Origin of the sequence: Streptosporangium sp. NPDC001559, assembly GCF_042893955.1 — a bacterium.
In the GTDB taxonomy this organism is placed as follows: domain Bacteria; phylum Actinomycetota; class Actinomycetes; order Streptosporangiales; family Streptosporangiaceae; genus Streptosporangium.
The window spans coordinates 111059-127376 of record NZ_JBIAVG010000017.1; the positions used below are offsets into that span (position 1 = coordinate 111059).

The window sequence follows — 16318 nt, forward strand, 5'->3', positions numbered from 1 at the left end:
TGGGTCAGCGGTAGCTGTGCTCGACGGTGGGGAAGGCGCCGCCGGTCACCTCGTCGGCGAAGGCGCGTACCGCCCGGTTCATCTCGCCCGCCAGGTCGGAGTACCGCTTGACGAACTTCGGCGGGTTGGGGGTCAGCCCCATCAGGTCCTGCCAGACGAGGACCTGGGCGTCGGTCGCGGGACCGGCGCCGATGCCGACCGTCGGGATCGACAGGGAGGCGGTGACCCGCTCGGCGAGGTCGCCGGGGACGCACTCCAGGACCACGGCGAAGGCCCCGGCGTACTCCAGGTCCTTGGCGTCGGCCATCAGCTCGTCACCCGACTGGCCGCGCCCCTGCACCCGGTAGCCGCCGAAGGCGTTGACCGACTGCGGGGTCAGGCCCAGGTGGGCCATCACCGGGATGCCCGCCGAGACCAGGGTCTCGACCTGGGGGAGGACCCGGCGCCCGCCTTCGAGCTTGATCGCGTGGGCTCCCGCCTCCTTCATGAAGCGGGCGGCCGTCTCCAGCGCCTGCTGGGGAGAGGCCTGGTAGGAGCCGAACGGCAGGTCGGCGACCACCATCGCGCGGGAGGAGCCGCGCACCACGGCCGAGGTGAGCGGGAGGAGGTCGTCGACCGAGACCGGCAGCGTGGAGTCGTGGCCGTAGACGACCATGGCGGCCGAGTCGCCGACGAGCAGCACCGGGATGCCCGCCTCGTCGAAGACCCTCGCCGTCATGGCGTCGTAGGCGGTGACCATCGGCCACCTCTCGCCCCGTTCTTTGGCCGCGGCGATGTCGCGGACGGTGACCCTTCGCCCGGCCTTGCCGCCGTAGAGGGCGGTCGGCTGGCCGGCCGTGGAGGGCGCGGAGGGCGCGGAGGAAGGCATGGACGAAGACACAGAAGAGGGCATGAAAAGCCTCCAGTGAAGTCTCGAGGCGTCCCTGTGACGTCCCCGGACTGCTTCCGATGATTGCACGCGGACGTCTTGATAAACACCCCCGGCCCCGACCGTAATCCGGTGCGGAGCGTGCCGGTGCCATACGACACAATACGCGGGGAGGTAAGCAATCAAATGGCATTGGAGCCTTACCGTCGTCTGCTGTCCGTTCCCGGTGTGCGGTCGTTGTTGCTGGTGGGAATGGTCGCCCGGATCCCGGCGACCGCGACCGGGATCACCCTGACCCTGCACGTGGTCAACGGGCTGGGGCTCGGATTCGCCCAGGCGGGGCTGGCCGCGACGGCGAGCGCGATCGGCACGGCCGTCGGCTCGCCGCTCGCGGGACGGTTCATCGACCGCAGGGGGCTGCGGCCCGTGATCCTGGTGACCTCGCTGGCGCAACTGGCGTTCTGGGCGACGGCCTGGGCGCTGCCGTTCCCCGCGCTGCTGGCCGCGACGGCGCTGGCCGGGCTGCTCAGCCTGCCGCTGTTCAGCGTGATCAGGCAGTGCGTCGCGGCGATGGTCCCTCTCGAACAGCGCAGGCTCGGCTTCTCCCTCGACTCGATGATCATCGAGTTGTCCTACATGACGGGTCCCGCGCTCGGTGTCCTCGGCGTCACCCTGCTCGGCAGCACGTGGACGATGTGCGTGGTCGGGGTCGGCCTTGTCGGGGCGGGCGCGACGTTGTTCGCGCTGAACCCGCCCGTCCGCTCGGCGGAGGAGGCGCGGGAGATCGCGAAGACCGGCGAGCCGGTGTCCAGGCGAGGCTGGCTGACCCCGGCGTTCGTGGGCCTGCTCGGCACCGTGTGCGCCGCGACCTTCGTGCTCACCACGACCGAGCTCTCGCTGGTCGCGGTCATGAAGCAGTCGGGCGACACCGCCTGGACGGGCCTGGCGATCGGTGTCTGGTGCGCTTACTCCCTGCTCGGCGGCTTCGTGTACGGTGGCCTGTCGCGGGGTTTCTCCCCGCTGTTGCTGATCGGCGCCATGGGCGCGCTCACCATCCCCGTCGGGCTGGTCGGCGACGACTGGCGCTGGCTGATGGTGGCGCTTGTCCCGGCCGGGGTGCTGTGCGCGCCGGGATTGTCGGCCACGGTCGATACCTTGAGCCGCTGGGTTCCCGCGGGGGCGCGCGGTGAGGCGATGGGCCTGCACGGTACGGCGTTGCTGATCGGCGGTGCCGCGTCGGCGCCGATGGGCGGGGCGCTCATCGACTCCTGGGGGCCGGGCTGGGCCTTCGCCGTCGCGGGCCTCGTGGGGGTGGTGATGGTGCTGCTCGCCCTGCCGTTCTGGCGACGAACCGGTGTCCAGGTTGAGGAATCTGTGCCGGTTTCCACGTGAATCTGCCGGAAATATCCGGCAAATACGAAACGCAACGGTTGCGTATCGTATGATCTACCGATACGGTACTGTTTCGAAACTTTTGTGTATCGAAACGGGGCATCCATGGAACACCAAACCGGCCACCCGAGACGGTGGCAGATCCTGGGGGTGCTGGTCTTCAGCCTCCTGGCGGTCGTGCTGGACAACACGATCCTCAACGTCGCGCTGAAGACGATCGCCGACCCTCAGGAGGGGCTGGGGGCCACGCAGAGTCAGCTTGAGTGGGCGATCAACTCCTACACGCTCGTCTTCGCCGGTCTGCTGTTCACCTTCGGCGTGATCGGCGACCGCACCGGTCGTAAGCGCATGCTGTTCATCGGCATGGTGCTCTTCGGCCTGGCGTCGCTGGCCAGCGCCTACGCCCAGGACCCGACCCAGCTGATCGTCGCGCGCGCCTTCATGGGCGTCGGGGGCGCCGCGATCATGCCGGCCACCCTCGCGATCATCTCCAACGTCTTCCCCCCGCAGGAGCGCGGCAAGGCGATCGGCGTCTGGGCGGGAGGCGTCGGCATCGCCGTGGCGATCGGCCCGATCACCGGCGGCCTGCTCATCGAGCACTTCTGGTGGGGTTCGGTCTTCCTGGTCAACCTGCCGATCGTGCTGGTCAGCATGGTGCTCATCGCCCTCGTCGTGCCCGAGTCGCGTGACCCCAAGCCCTCCAGACTCGACCCGGTCGGCGTGCTGCTGTCCATCATCGGCCTCGTGGCGATCACCTACGGCATCATCAGGGGCGGTGAGCTGGCCACGGTCGCCAGCGCCGAGGTGCTGGTCCCGACGATCCTCGGCGTGGCCGTGCTCGCGGCCTTCGTCTGGTACGAGCGCCGCATCGACCACCCGGCCTTCGACGTCCGCTACTTCTCCAACGTCCGTTTCTCCACCGCGGTCGGCATGATCGGCATCGTGTTCTTCGCGATGATGGGCGCGATGTTCTTCCTGATCTTCTACCTGCAGATCGTCCTCGGCTTCACCCCGATGGAGTCGGGCGCGCTGATGATCCCGTTCGCCGCGGCGCAGATCATCTTCGCCCCGCTCAGCCAGCAGATGGTCAGGCGCTTCGGCAGCAAGGTGAGCGCGACCGTGAGCATGGTCGTGGTGGCCGCGGCCCTCGGCTCGTACGCGCTGATGGACCAGAACACCCCCGTCCTGCTGATCGAGATCGTCTTCTTCGTCCAGGGCGCGGCGATGGCCAACATCATGCCGCCCGCGACCACCACGATCATGGAGGCGTTGCCCAGGGAGAAGGCGGGCGTCGGCTCGGCTATGAGCAACACCATCCGCCAGGTCGCGGGAGCGCTCGGCGTCGCCCTGCTCGGCTCGCTGCTCTCGGCGACCTACCGTGACGAGATCGCCCCCAGCCTGACCGGCCTGCCCGCCGACCTCCAGCACGTGGCGGGCGAGTCCCTGACGGCCACGATCGGCGCGGCCAAGGCCCTTGGCGAGCGCGGTGCCGCGCTGATAGAGCCCGCCAAGCACGCCTTCCTCGACGGCATGCACGTCACCTCGCTGGTCTCCGCCGCCATCGCACTCCTCGGCGCTCTGGTGGTGCTCAGGTGGCTGCCGGGAAAGAACGCCCCGGTGACGGTCGCGGAACAGCACGATCTCGATAAGGAACCGGCCGGCGTGTAGGTAATGTGGACATACGATGACCACGACGGATGAGACTCAGGCGGCCCGTCCCGCGGGCCGCCCCCGCAGCGCCAGGGCAGAGAAGGCGATCATTGAGGCGACCCTCGATCTGATCAGCGAGAGCAGCGGCCTCGGTGAGCTGTCGATCGAGGCGATCGCCGCCCGCGCGGGCGTCGGCAAGACGACGATCTACCGCCGATGGTCCAACAAGGAAGATCTGCTCGTCGACGCCCTCGCCGCCCTCAAGGCGCCGCTGCCCGCGCTGGCGGGCAGGTCGTTGCGCGAGGACCTGGTCGCCTGCGCCGAGGTCTTCCTGCAGGAGACGCGCAACGCGCGGTCGCGGTGCGTGATGAACATCGCGATGAACGAGACCGAACGGCATCCCCGCCTCGTGCAGCGCATCCACCAGGCGACCATCGCGCCGCGCAGGGCCGTACTGACCGCGTTGCTGCAGCGTGGCATCGCGACCGGCGAGCTGAGGGCCGACCTCGACGTGCCGGTCTCCATCGCCTCGCTGATCGGGACCGTGGTCTGGTACGTCAGAGGCTTCGGCCCCGATCAGGAGGATCTTCCCGAGGGGACCGCCGAGCGGGTCATCGACCATCTGCTCGTCGGTATGTCCCCTCGCTGATCCCCGCCTCACGCCCGGGCCTCATCCGGTGGTTCGGGCGCCGATCCGTGCCCGCAGCCACGGGCGCACCAGGGGCAGGACCGTGGGAGGCTGCATGGCCCCCATGTGGTCGAGCCCGTCCAGGACCGTCACGTCCCAGCCGAGGGCCTCGATCTCGGCCCGCCGCCCGACGACCGCGCTCGCGATGCCCACACGCACCCCGCCCCAGCGCTCGCCGTACTCGATGTCGTCGGCCGATCCGACGAAACAGAGCCTGGGGCAGGTGATCCGGGCCTGGGCCGCCAGATCGTCGAACCCCCGCAGTTCCTCGTACAGCGTGACGAACTGCCTGGTCTGGTCCGGCGACAACGTCACCTCGACCGACGACCAGTCGTCCTTCTCCGGCGGTCCTGAGGGCTTCTCGGCGGCCTCCCCGGCGGCTTTCTCCGTGGTTTTCTCTGTGGTTTTTTCTGTGGTTTTTTCTGTGGTTTTTTCCGAGGGTCCGGCGAGCGCCATCTCGTGGGTCGCCGTGGTCACCCGCAGCATCTCCGCGTACGGCCCGCCGAGTGGCGGGAAACCGCCCATGACCAGGGCGGACAGCCGGTCGGTCCTGAGCGCGAGCTGGAGTCCGCTCAACGCGAGCCAGGAGTAGCCGTAGTAGGCGAACCGGTCGGCACCAGCGGCGTCGGCGACGGCGAGCAGGTCGCGGGCGATGTTGGCGGGGGTCAGGGTGCCGGGCTTGGGGTTGGCCAGGACGTGGTTCTCGTAGTCGAAGGCGACCACCGTGAAGGCGTCGCGCAGGCCCTCGATGAGGGAGCGGCCGAGCGCGGGGTCCATGCCCCAGGCACGCATCGTCTCGGCCTGGGGCCCCTCGGCGGGGAGGGGGTCGACGGGTAGCAGCAGGACGGGTCCCTCGCCGTGGATCTCCACCTCGATGGGGCTCGCGTCGTGCAGGGTCACCGTGGGCATGGGCGTCTCTCCGGTTCTTCCAGCGGCGGCGGTAATTCCGTACGCCGTAAGGAGTTAATGGGCGCAAGAATAGCTTATGCCGTAAAGAATTGTCGCCCGGGGTGGGGAGACGAGTTCGCCGCCGCCCCGGATCGGGACGACGGCGAACGACCCGCCTCACGTCACAAGGTGGTGAGCGGGGTCTCCCTCCGGTCCTCGGTGACCACGTGGGCGTCCGGGCCGGGGAACACCATGGTCTCGTGCTCGTCGTGCTCCCAGTGCACCATGTAGGGCGGGGAGCCGTCCTCGTGGACGAGCCCCACGACCACACCGATCCGCCGGGTCTCCCCGTGCCGGGTGCCCTCGACGACGAGCCTGTCACCTACCTTTGCCTTCATCTGATCTCCCCCTGTCTCCTGGATTCCGGCGGGCCGCCGAGCGCGGGCGGACGGGTGGAGGGGAGTCGACGGCGCCCGCTCGCCGCCCGCCGGACCACCGCGGCCGATCTCAGCCCCCTCCCCGGCCGCCGGTGCTCCTCCCTGCGGTGATACCCACCCCGCAAAGCTCATGCACGGCCTGGGCGGAGTCGTTCAGGCAGGTCAGAGGGGAGTCTCGCGCCAGCGGTTGGTGATGGGGAGGCGACGGTCGCGGCCGAAGTTCTTGGCCGTGATCTTGGGGCCCGGGGGATACTGGCGGCGCTTGTACTCGGCCAGGTCGACCAGGCGGATGATCCTGGCGACCAGGGCGGGGTCGTGACCTGCGGCGACCAGCTCGGCCGATCCCATGTCCTCCTCGACGTAGTCGTGCAGGAGGGGGTCGAGCACGTCGTACTCGGGCAGGGAGTCGGTGTCGCGCTGGCCGGGTCGCAGCTCCGCGCTCGGCTCCTTCTCGATGGAGTTCTCCGGGATGGGCGGGCGCGCGAAGCCGTACAGGAACTCGCCCGACCTGCCCGCCTGGGCGTTTCGCCAGCGCGACAGCTCCCAGACCAGGGTCTTGAGCACGTCCTTGATGGGCGCGAAGCCACCGGCGGAGTCGCCGTAGAGAGTGGAGTATCCGACCGCGAGCTCGCTCTTGTTGCCGGTCGTCAGCACCAGGTGACCGTGCTGGTTGGACAGGCCCATCAGGATCATGCCGCGCACCCTGGCCTGGAGGTTCTCCGCGGCCAGCCCGGACAGCTCGATCTCCTTCTCGAAGGCGTCGACCACACCGGAGATCGGGACGACCCTGGAGTTGATGCCCTGCCGTTCGACCAGCTCCCTGGCGTCGCTCAGGGAGTGGTCCGAGGAGTAGCGGGAGGGCATCAGCACCGCGTGCACCCGCTCGGGGCCGATCGCGTCCGAGGCGATCGTCGCGGTCAGCGCCGAGTCGATCCCCCCGGACAGGCCGAGGATGACCGACTGGAAGCCGTTCTTGCGCACGTAGTCGCGCACCGCGAGGACCAGCGCCGCGTAGACCTCCGCGGTGTCCTCCATGGGCTCGGCGACCGAGGGCGCCAGCGGCTCGTACGGCTCGAGGGAGCGGGCGGACAGCTCGATCCGCTCGACCGTGATGACCGTCCCGTCGCCAGCCTCGGTCTCGAAGGTCCCCAGGCCGCCGAACCGCGCCTCGGGCAGGTCGAGATCGACGACCAGCAGTTCCTCGGCGAACTTCGCGCCCCGCGCGACCAGCTCGCCCGAGGCCGAGACGACCAGCGAGTCGCCGTCGAAGACCAGCTCGTCCTGACCGCCGACCTGATTGACGTAGAGGAGGGCGCAGCCCGCCTCCCTGGCCCGCCGCGCGACGAGCTCAAGCCGCACGTCGTCCTTCTCCCGCTCGTACGGCGAGGCGTTCGGCGTGACCAGCAGCCCGGCGCCCGCCTCGGCGACCACGGCGACCGGCCCGCCCTCCTGCCACAGGTCCTCACAGACGGCGATGGCCACGTCCACCCCGTGCAGCCGGAAGATCGGCAGCCGGTCACCGCGCACGAAGTAGCGGTACTCGTCGAAGACCCCGTAGTTGGGCAGGTGGTGCTTGGCGGTCCTGACCACGACCCGGCCCCGGTGGATGAGGGCCGCGGCGTCCAGCGGGGCCCCCTTCGGCAGGCCGAGCCTCGGGGAGAGGTTCGCCCGGTCCACGTAGCCGACCACGACCGGCATCTCGCCGAGCCCCTCCTCGGCCAGCCGCGTCGCGAGGGCCTCGACGGCGGCGAGCGAGGCGTCGACGAAGGACGCCCGCAGCACCAGGTCCTCGACCGGGTATCCGACCAGGGACATCTCGGTGAAGACCGTCAGGTGCGCGCCACGCTCGGTGGCGCGCCTGGTCCACTCGACGATCCTGTCGGCGTTGGCCGCCAGGTCGCCGACCTCGGGGTTGGTCTGGGCAAGGGCGATGCGCAGTTGAGCCACGTGCCCCACCCTATTGGGGCCCCGCCCTCCGGCGCGGCGGGGGCCGTACGGGCGGGTCAGCCGATGACGCTGAGCAGGCCGAGGTTCTTGGCCTGCGGGATCTCGCCCACGCGCTGGCTCACCTTGTAGGTGTCGGGGTCGAGCACGACCCAGGTGTTGGCGCTCTTGCCCTTGACCCGGACCACGAGGGTCCCGTCGGTCAGGAACCTGGCGCCGATCAGCGTGCCCCGCACCGGGATGGGGATCTTCCTGCCGGTCCTGGTGTCATAGAGCGACGGAGTGTAGGACAGCGGCCAGGAACCGTCCCCGCCGGGGGCGTTCTTGCCGATCGTGTTCACCACGACCCGGTCGCCGTTGGGGGACAGGCCGTCGACGTGGTTGGCGAGCCGGATCCCGGGGACCCTGGTCGAGACGTGCGAGACGGTGTTCAGCAGGTAGACGCCGTCGGTGTTCCCGGCGTATCCGGCGAGCGTTCTGCCGTCGGCCGACCAGGCCAGGTGGCACACGCCCGCGGTCTTGCCCGCGATCACCGGCCTGCCGCCGCCGGCGCCGACCAGTGCGACGGTCGCCTTGTCCGAACCGCCCTTGGTCACGTAGGCGATCCGCTTGCCGTCCGCGCTCCAGGCGGGGGTCAGGCACGGCCCCACGTAGGCGGCGTTCGTGGCGACCACCTTGTCACCGGCCGCGCTCTTGACGTGCAGGCGTCCCCTGCCGTCGATCCAGGCGACCTTCCCGCCGCCGGGCGCCGCGGCGAACTGCCCGGCGAAGGAGGAGCCGCCGACGGTCAGTTTGCTCAGGCCCCCCTGTTGGGTGACCACCTCGACCCCCGCGCCCTTGTAGCCGAAGAAGACGGCCCCCGGGGTGGTGGCGGCCCGGGCGGGGGAGGGGACGGCGGCGACGGACACGACGGTGGACGCAGCGAGTACGGCGCCGACGGCCAGAGCCAGGTGCTTCACGCGAAACTCCTCGGATAATTTCAGCAACGCCTTGTCAGACCCGCGGGAGCACCGGAAAGTTCACACTCAGGCGGCGGAGATCGGCAGCACGGCCTCGACGACCGTACCGCCTCCCGGCGCGGCGCCGATCACGCACGTCCCGCCCAGCTCCGCGGCGCGCTCACGCATCGACAGCAGGCCGACGCCCGCACGGCGCCCCTCGGGCAGCCCGCTTCCGTCGTCCTGGACGCGGACGACCAGCGACTCGCCCCGGCGCAGCGAGACCACGGCGGAGCTGGCGCCCGCGTGCTTGCGGACGTTGGTGAGCCCCTCCTGCGCGATCCGGTAGGCGGCGACCTCGGTGGCCGCGGGCAGGTCGGACAGGTCGCCCTCGGTCTCCACGGCCACCTCGGGCCCGCCGTCGGCGGCCAGCGCCCGTACGGCCCCGGCAAGGCCGAGCTCGTCAAGGGTCGGCGGGCGCAGGCCGTAGACCAGCTCCCTGATCTCCTGACCGACCGTGTCCATGCCCTCGCGCAACTCGGCCAGGAGCCGGTCGGCCGAGGCCGGGGCGGAGCGCAGGCTGATCCTGGCCATGTTGATCGACATCGCCATGTCGGTCAGCGCGTGGCCGAGCCCGTCGTGCAGGTCCCGCCGCAGGCGCCTGCGCTCCTCCTCACGGGCGGTGAGGATGCGCTCGCGGGAGCGCCGCAGGTCGGCGGTCATCGTCACGGCGTGCACCACGTCCGCCACGTACGGCGTGACCACGGCGATCAGCCGGTCGTTGTGGGCCGCGGCGAACCTGCGGGGGCCGGGCGCGCCCAGGAGCAGCCGTCCGACGGGCTCGCCGTGCCAGACCAGCGGTACCACGCGGGGTGTGGGCCCCAGCAGGCCGATCTCGACCCTCCTGCTTCCCGGGGCCCGCGCCTCGACCGCCACACCGGTGACGCTCAGGCCGTCCTTGACGGCCGAGGCCACGGCGGCCAGCGCGTTGGCGGGCTCGGCCTGGCCGACCTCCCTGGTCAGCCGGGCGGCCAGGGCCGCCGGATCTCCGTGCGTGCCGTACATGAGACGGTCGGCCCAGCGCCTGAGCATCACGCGCAGCGGGTGGAAGAACACCCCGGCGAGCAGGGCGGCGGCCAGGCCGCCGACCCGGTCGTAGCCGGACAGGGCGAACCCGGCGACGGCCCCGGCCCCGAAGTAGACCACGCTGACCGCGGCGATCAGCCCGGCGGCCACGAAGGCGCGGCTGATCACGGTGTCGATGCCGTACAGGCGGTGGCGCAGCACGGAGAAGGTGATGGCGATCGGGATCAGCCCGGTCCACACGGTGGCCGCCAGGATCCAGTCCTTCCCGGCGAGCATGCAGACGATGTAGACGGCGAACGCGCCCAGCGGCCAGGCGATCTGGCGGCGCAGCACCGGGTCGGCCCGGCGCAGGCGCAGCACCAGGGAGAGCATCGCCAGCACCGCCATGCCCATGATCATCCCCAGCATGACGTTCTGCAGCGCCGCGTTGTACGGCCTCAGCGCCTCGATCGCCAGCGGGTTGGGAAGCCGGGCGGGCAGCGGGTAGCCGTCCAGGGGCGGTGTGGGCCGTACGACCAGGCGGAGAGCCTCGACGGCCATCACCACGCCCGTCAGGACCACGACAGGACGCCAGCGCCGGGAGGGCAGCCTGCCGTCGGGGGAGTAGAGCGGCAGCAGGACCGCCAGCGTCAGCCCGCCGACGGCCCAGCCGATCCCGGCGGCGTAGCGGTACGTCCCGGCCGCCATCAGGTCGCCCTGGGCCCCCGAGCGCAGCATCAGGGCGGTGCCCAGGACGTTGACGGCGCAGGCGATCCCGCCTACGCACATCAGCCACGCCGCGGGCGGGCGGGACCGGTGGGCCAGCAGGAAGGCGCCGACCAGCGGGAAGGACAGGGCACACGACAGGTCGGGGGAGACGAGCAGCCCGACGCCCCATTCGGACGGCAGGTCCCAGGTGACCACCAGCGCGGCCACCGTCAGCGCGGACGCGGCGGCGGAGAGCGCGATGACCACCAGGCGCGGCCGGGAGATCGCCCGACGCCCCCGTGCCGCCCGCCCGGGCACGTCCACGGAGGGGACCGTTCCGGGGACGTCGGGGGGGCGGCCGGGAGGTGTCTCGACCGGCATCGTCACCTGCCCACGTCACCCGGGTTGACCAGGCCCGACTCGTAGGCGGCGACGACGAGCTGGGCGCGGTCGAACAGTCCCAGGTGGTCGAGGAGCCTGGCCACCGACTGGGCGACCGACCGTTCCTGGACGGCCAGGGTCGCCGCGATCTGCCGGTTGGTGAGCCCCCTGGCGATCAGTTTCATCAGGTCGAGGTCGGCGTCGCCGAGACCGGCGAGGCCGGGGGGAGCCGAGGGGTTGGCCCGCCCGGCGAAGCCCGCGATCAGGCGGGTCGTGACGGCGGGGTCGATCAGCGCGTCACCGGCCTGCGCGGCGCGCATCGCGCTGATGAGCTGCTCCGGCGCGGAGGTCTTGAGCACGAACCCGCTCACCCCGGCCCGCAGCGCCGCGTAGAGGTTGTCGTCCGTGCCGAACGTGGTCATCATGATCACCTTCGGCGGGGCCTCGTCGGACAGGATGCGCCGCGCGGCGGTCAGGCCGTCGAGACGGGGCATCTGGATGTCCATCAGCACCAGGTCCGGGTGGGTCTCACGGACGACCGTGATGGCCTGTTCGCCGTTCTCGGCCTCGCCGACGAGGTGGAAGCCGGGCTCGCTGTCGAGCACGACGCGCAGACCCGTGCGGACCAGGGCCTGGTCGTCGGCGACGACCACGCGCAGCGCGGGGGCGGCGGGGAGGACGGGGGCGGAAGGCCGTACGGTGACGGTCTCCCTGACGGACGGCTCGTCCCCGTGCGGGTCCAGGTGGGCGGCCTGCGAGAGCATGTCCGATTCGAGCCGTTGCAGCGTCGCGCCGAGATCGAGGCCGAGCTCCTCGCGGAGCGTCGTCCTGGCCCGCCGGAGAGCTCCCAGGGCGTCGCCCTGCCTGCCGCCCCGGTAGAGCGCGAGCGCCAGCAGCCGCCAGGCCTCCTCCCGCAGCGGGTGCGCCGAGACGTGCGCCTCCAGGTCGGCGACCAGCGCGCCGGACCGGCCGAGCGCCAGCCCCGCGTCCGCGCGGCGTTCGAACGCGATCAGCTGCAGTTCCTCAAGGCGGCCCGCCTCGGTCATCGCCCAGGGCAGGTCGGAGAACTCGGCCAGCGCCGGTCCCCGCCACAGCGACAGGGCCTCTCCCAGCCGTTTCCACACCGTCGCGGGGTCGCCCTCGGTCTTGACGGCGTCCTCGAACATCCAGGCGTCCACCTGCTGGGCGTCGGCGCGCAGCGCGTACCCCGGCGGCGCCGAGACCAGCACCTCCGCCTCCTCCCGGGGGGCGCGGCCCGGTTCGAGGGCACGACGCAGCCGCGAGACGTATCCCTGTACGGTTGACAGGGCCTGAGTGGGGGGTTCGCCCGGCCAGAGCTCGTCGATGAGCATGCTTACGGGCACGGCGCGACCGCCCGCGACGAGGAGGCGGGCCAGCACGGCCATCTGGCGTTGGCCGCCTAGATCGATCACCGTGTCGCCGTGGCGAGCCTGGAACGGTCCGAGAGCACGAAATATCAGCATCGCAGGGTAAGCGTAGGGCTAGCAGGGCTAACGTCATACGGTAATACCCACCATCGTTCGCATCCTGTGAGAAATCGCCAAAGATCAGGTCTCCGCGTTCACGTTCAACGGGAGCACCGCCTCGACCACCGTCCCGCCCTCCGGCGGCGAGGCGATCACGCAGGTGCCGCCGAGTTCGGCGGCCCGCTCCCGCATCGACGAGAGGCCGACGCCGGAGCGCCTGTTCGCGGGCAGGCCGACACCGTCGTCGCTCACCCTGACGTTCAGGTGTTCTCGCCCGTCCTGGCCCGGCGCGACCTGTTCGAGGACGACCCGCACCGTCTGGGCCCCGGCGTGCCTGGTGGCGTTGGTGAGCGCCTCCTGGACGATCCGGTAGGCGGCGACCTCGACCGCGGCGGGCAGCCCGGCCGCTTCACCGCTCACCTCGACCCCCGGGCCCGCCATCTGCCTGACGGCCCCGGCGAGCCCGAGGTCGTCCAGGGCGGGCGGGCGCAGGCCGTAGACCAGGTGCCTGATGTCGCTGGTCACCGCGTCCATGCCGGAGCGAAGGTCGCTGAGCATGCGTTCGGCGGCCTCGGGGGAGGTGCGCAGCGAATGCCTGGCCATGGTGATGGACATGGCCATCCCGCTGAGCGACTGGCCGAGCCCGTCGTGCAGGTCCCGCCGCAGGCGGCGGCGCTCCTCCTCCCGGGTGGCGACGATCCGCTCGCGGGAGCGCCGCAGCGCGCCGACCAGCCTGACCGCGTGGGCGGCGTCGGCCACGTACGGCGTGAGCGCGGTGATCACCCGTCCGTTGTGCGCGGCGGGCAGCCGCCTGGCCCCGGGCGGTCCGATCAGCAGGTCGCCGACGTGCCCGCCGTGCCAGACCAGCTCGACGTCGCGCACCACCTCCCGCAGCTCGCCGGCCGTCACCTCCGCGGGCCCGCCGTCCGGGAAGCGCACCGCGACCCCGGTCACCGCCAGGCCCTCCCGGAGCACCTCCAGCGCGGCGACCAGTCCGTCGGCGGGGTCGACGCTCTGCAGGCGCCGCCGGAGCCCCTCGGCCAGCGCCACCGGGTCGCCCCTGCTGCCGTAGAGCAGGTTGTCCGCGCCGCGTTGCAGCAGACGGCGCAGCGGGTGGAAGAACGCCCCGGCGCAGAGCGCGGCGAGCAGTCCGCCGACCGGGTAGACGTCGGACAGGAACAGGCTGGAGGCCGCGCCCGCCGCCATGTAGACACCGCCGATCACACCGACCAGTCCCGCGCCGACCAGCGTCCGGGTGACCAGCGTGTCGATGCCGTAGAGCCGGTGGCGCAGCACGGAGAAGGTGATCGCGGCGGGGATGAGCAGGACCGTGAACGAGGTCAGCCACCACAGGGGGTTGCCGATCACCCAGGGGATGATCACGGTGGCCATCGCCAGCAGCGGCCACAGGATCTGCCTGCGCTCCTCCAGGGCCGCCCGCCGGAACCGTACGGCCAGTGAGACGAAGGCCAGGACCATCGCCACGTTGCCGAGGTACTCCATCAGCAGATGGGCCTGCCAGGGGAAGGTGGAACGGTCCCGTGTCTGAGGGATCAGGAACTCGGCGCGCAGCGTGTCGACGGTCAGCACGACGACGGTGAACCAGATCAGCGGCCGCCAGCGGCGGGAGGGCAGACGCCCGTCCGGGTACAGCAGCGGCAGCAGCACGCCCAGCTGCAGGATCGTGAGCTTCCCGCTCACTCCGGCGACCGTCCAGATCTGCTCGGGAAGGCCGAGATGCCCGACCGCGTTCAGCAGCGCGAGGTTCGTCGTCAGGCTGTTCAGCGCCGAGCACAGCCCGCCCAGGCACAGCAGCCAGCCGATCACCAGCCGGGGCCGCTGGAACACCAGCAGCGCCCCGAAGATCGGGAAGGCGCTGCCCGAGACGTCCTCGGGCGCGAACGGCAGCGGCGTGTAGGAAGGCTGCGGCAGCTGCGCCGTGACCCAGATGTTGCCCCATTCCATGGCCACGGAGACGGCGGCGATCAGTACCGCCGAGATCCGCGCCCTGACGGGCGTCATCGTCGGGAAAACCCGGCTCAGCCCGCGCATCGCCTCGGCCCTTCCATGTCGTGCTCAAAAGGACCTTAACCGGCACGAACCACAAACGAATCAACCAATGATCAACGTGAGAACCTCACCTTCACGCCCCGTACGGCCCGGGCGCGCCGGGTGAGGGGGAGGCCGCCTTTCGCCACGCGGGTGCGGACGCGGGCGAGGGCGGCGCGAACCTCACGCCGTGACGTCGTATCTCTCTGACTCGAGGAGCCATTCGAGCTGGGCCCTGGGCGCGGTGAGGAAGGCGCACGCGACCTTGCTGGCGTTCCTCGCCTCGACGGGTGTGAGCCCGAACTCGTCGAACAGTCCGGGCAGCCGTCGCGCGGCGGCCCGCAGGTCCTCGGCGCGCTCGGCGATCCGGTCGTTCACCCAGGCCACGGCCTCGGCGTCGGACAGGCCGAAGGCGTGCGCGGCGACCATCACGTAGTTGTGCACGTCACCGTTGGCCCGCTCCTTGTGGTGCGAGGCGACGTCGTTGCACCAGGCGGTGACGTCGTTGCAGGCGTCGACCAGCGTCCGCCAGGTCCGGCACTCCCGCAGCTCGGCCGGGACCTCGACCCCCAGGCACGGTTCGACCAGGTCGAACAGGTAGGGACCGACCGTTCCCCTGCGCAGCACGGGGTACTCCGTGATCGAGGGCACCCGCCCGGCGCACCGGTTCTCCGCCTCGGTACGGCACGCCGCCCCCTGGGCCGCCAGCCCGTGGGCGAAACGTTCCCGCCAGCGACGGCTCATCCTGGGGGCGGTCGTCCCCCACAGGTCACGGAAGGCGGCCTCGACCGGGGAGACCCCCTCCGGCCTCGGCGTCCTGACCGGGAGCGGGGACGGGATCCGCGTCATGACCGGTGCCGGAGGCCTCGGCCGTACGGCGGTGAGCGACGCCGTCATGGCCGTCCTGGCCGCCTGTGTCTCGCCGTGGGCGGCCTCCGCGGTGTGGCGGACCAGACGGGAGAAGGTGGCCTCCACGATCCCGGCCGCCCGCCCGGCGGGTTTCTCGTCCCACTCGTCGTCGAAGTGGAACAGCCAGGTCAGCCATTTGGCGAACAGGAGCGTCGAATCGGTGCCGAACCCGGCGAAGGCGCGCCCCGCCATCCGGTCGAAGCGCGCGAGCACGGGAGTCTCAAGCCCGACCTCGCGGGTCCAGTCCGCCAGTGAGGCCGTGATCCAGTCGATCGAGGCGTGCATGCGGCACGGGGCGGCCATGACCGGAACCCGGTCGACGAGGGGCAGCAGCAGAGCCGCGGCGACCGAGGAGGCCCGTCCACCGGTCCTGGTCGCCGTGTCGATGACGGACACTACAGCGAACCGCCGGGCCGGGAGGGAACCGTGTAGTAGGCCCTGGTCGCCTCGACCAGTTCGCCGACCGAGACCCCCCGCTCGTGCTCCAGCCGCTCGAAGGCGGTTTCCGCCTCGCCGCACGGCGCGCCGAACGCGCTCAGCAGAAGCCGGAGCTCGGCCGCCTCGACGACACCGTCTCCATCGGTGTCGCACATCTCCGCGACCGCCTCGGCGGCGGGGCGGAGCACCGCGTCGAACCGCGCGTCCTCGGAAAGGACCGAGGACATGCCGGTTCTGAACTCCTCCGGGGAGATGGCGCCGTCGCCGACCTCACCGGAGAGGGCTCGCCAGACCGACTCGAACCCGTCGACCAGTTTGCTGCCCGCGGCCGAGGTCGGCGACTCGCCGAAACCGACCAGGATCAGGGCCCCCAGGCCGAGTAGGTCGTCACGCTCGACCCGCCCGTTGCCATCGGCGTCCAGTTGCCCGAAGGCATGATCCAACCTGCGCTTGAGAAGCTCTGTGCTCATCCTACA

The 16318-nt window shown here is 71.2% G+C and carries 13 protein-coding genes; 3 read left to right on the forward strand and 10 right to left on the reverse strand.

Features of this window, described 5'->3' with window-relative positions:
* Positions 1-4: 4 nt before the first annotated feature.
* Positions 5-868, reverse strand: a complete 864-nt coding sequence (panB, locus tag ACFYY8_RS32500) for a 3-methyl-2-oxobutanoate hydroxymethyltransferase (protein WP_390047610.1) — start codon at positions 866-868, stop codon at positions 5-7.
* A gap of 186 nt (positions 869-1054) precedes the next feature.
* Between panB and ACFYY8_RS32505 the strand changes: the two genes are divergently transcribed.
* From ACFYY8_RS32505 to ACFYY8_RS32515, 3 genes are all read left to right on the forward strand, one after another.
* Positions 1055-2260 carry an MFS transporter gene (locus ACFYY8_RS32505; RefSeq protein ID WP_390047612.1) on the forward strand — a complete coding sequence of 402 codons (1206 nt, stop codon included), beginning with the start codon at positions 1055-1057 and terminating at the stop codon, positions 2258-2260.
* A gap of 105 nt (positions 2261-2365) precedes the next feature.
* Positions 2366-3928 (forward strand): MFS transporter, encoded by a 1563-nt coding sequence (locus tag ACFYY8_RS32510; protein ID WP_390047614.1) that lies wholly within the window; start codon positions 2366-2368, stop codon positions 3926-3928.
* 16 nt (positions 3929-3944) lie between these two features.
* The gene (locus ACFYY8_RS32515) at positions 3945-4559 is read left to right on the forward strand and encodes a TetR/AcrR family transcriptional regulator (protein ID WP_390047617.1); all 615 of its coding nucleotides are present in this window, start codon (positions 3945-3947) and stop codon (positions 4557-4559) included.
* A gap of 21 nt (positions 4560-4580) precedes the next feature.
* On the opposite strand, the gene ACFYY8_RS32520 is transcribed toward ACFYY8_RS32515, so the two are convergent.
* From ACFYY8_RS32520 to ACFYY8_RS32560, 9 genes are all read right to left on the reverse strand, one after another.
* Complete coding sequence (locus ACFYY8_RS32520) at positions 4581-5507, reverse strand: alpha/beta fold hydrolase (RefSeq protein ID WP_390047621.1); 927 nt, start codon at positions 5505-5507, stop codon at positions 4581-4583.
* Positions 5508-5668: 161 nt separating this feature from the next.
* Positions 5669-5884: a DUF1918 domain-containing protein gene (locus ACFYY8_RS32525; RefSeq protein ID WP_390047624.1), complete on the reverse strand. Its 216-nt coding sequence runs from the start codon at positions 5882-5884 to the stop codon at positions 5669-5671.
* A 201-nt stretch (positions 5885-6085) separates the two neighbouring features.
* Positions 6086-7870, reverse strand: coding sequence for an NAD+ synthase (locus ACFYY8_RS32530; protein WP_390047626.1), 1785 nt, complete (start codon positions 7868-7870; stop codon positions 6086-6088).
* Positions 7871-7926: 56 nt separating this feature from the next.
* The gene (locus tag ACFYY8_RS32535) at positions 7927-8826 is read right to left on the reverse strand and encodes a TolB family protein (protein WP_390047628.1); all 900 of its coding nucleotides are present in this window, start codon (positions 8824-8826) and stop codon (positions 7927-7929) included.
* A gap of 66 nt (positions 8827-8892) precedes the next feature.
* Complete coding sequence (locus ACFYY8_RS32540; protein WP_390047630.1) at positions 8893-10959, reverse strand: sensor histidine kinase; 2067 nt, start codon at positions 10957-10959, stop codon at positions 8893-8895.
* Between the two features lie 2 nt (positions 10960-10961).
* On the reverse strand, positions 10962-12443 hold the full coding sequence (locus tag ACFYY8_RS32545; protein WP_390047632.1) for a BTAD domain-containing putative transcriptional regulator: 1482 nt from the start codon (positions 12441-12443) through the stop codon (positions 10962-10964).
* Positions 12444-12527: 84 nt separating this feature from the next.
* Positions 12528-14498 carry a sensor histidine kinase gene (locus tag ACFYY8_RS32550; RefSeq protein ID WP_390047634.1) on the reverse strand — a complete coding sequence of 657 codons (1971 nt, stop codon included), beginning with the start codon at positions 14496-14498 and terminating at the stop codon, positions 12528-12530.
* 180 nt (positions 14499-14678) lie between these two features.
* Positions 14679-15800, reverse strand: coding sequence for a terpene synthase family protein (locus ACFYY8_RS32555; protein WP_390047636.1), 1122 nt, complete (start codon positions 15798-15800; stop codon positions 14679-14681).
* Entirely contained in the window at positions 15800-16312 is a 513-nt protein-coding gene (locus ACFYY8_RS32560) for an EF-hand domain-containing protein (protein WP_390047638.1), read from the reverse strand. The genes ACFYY8_RS32555 and ACFYY8_RS32560 overlap by 1 nt, the downstream gene beginning before the upstream one ends.
* Positions 16313-16318: the final 6 nt, after the last annotated feature.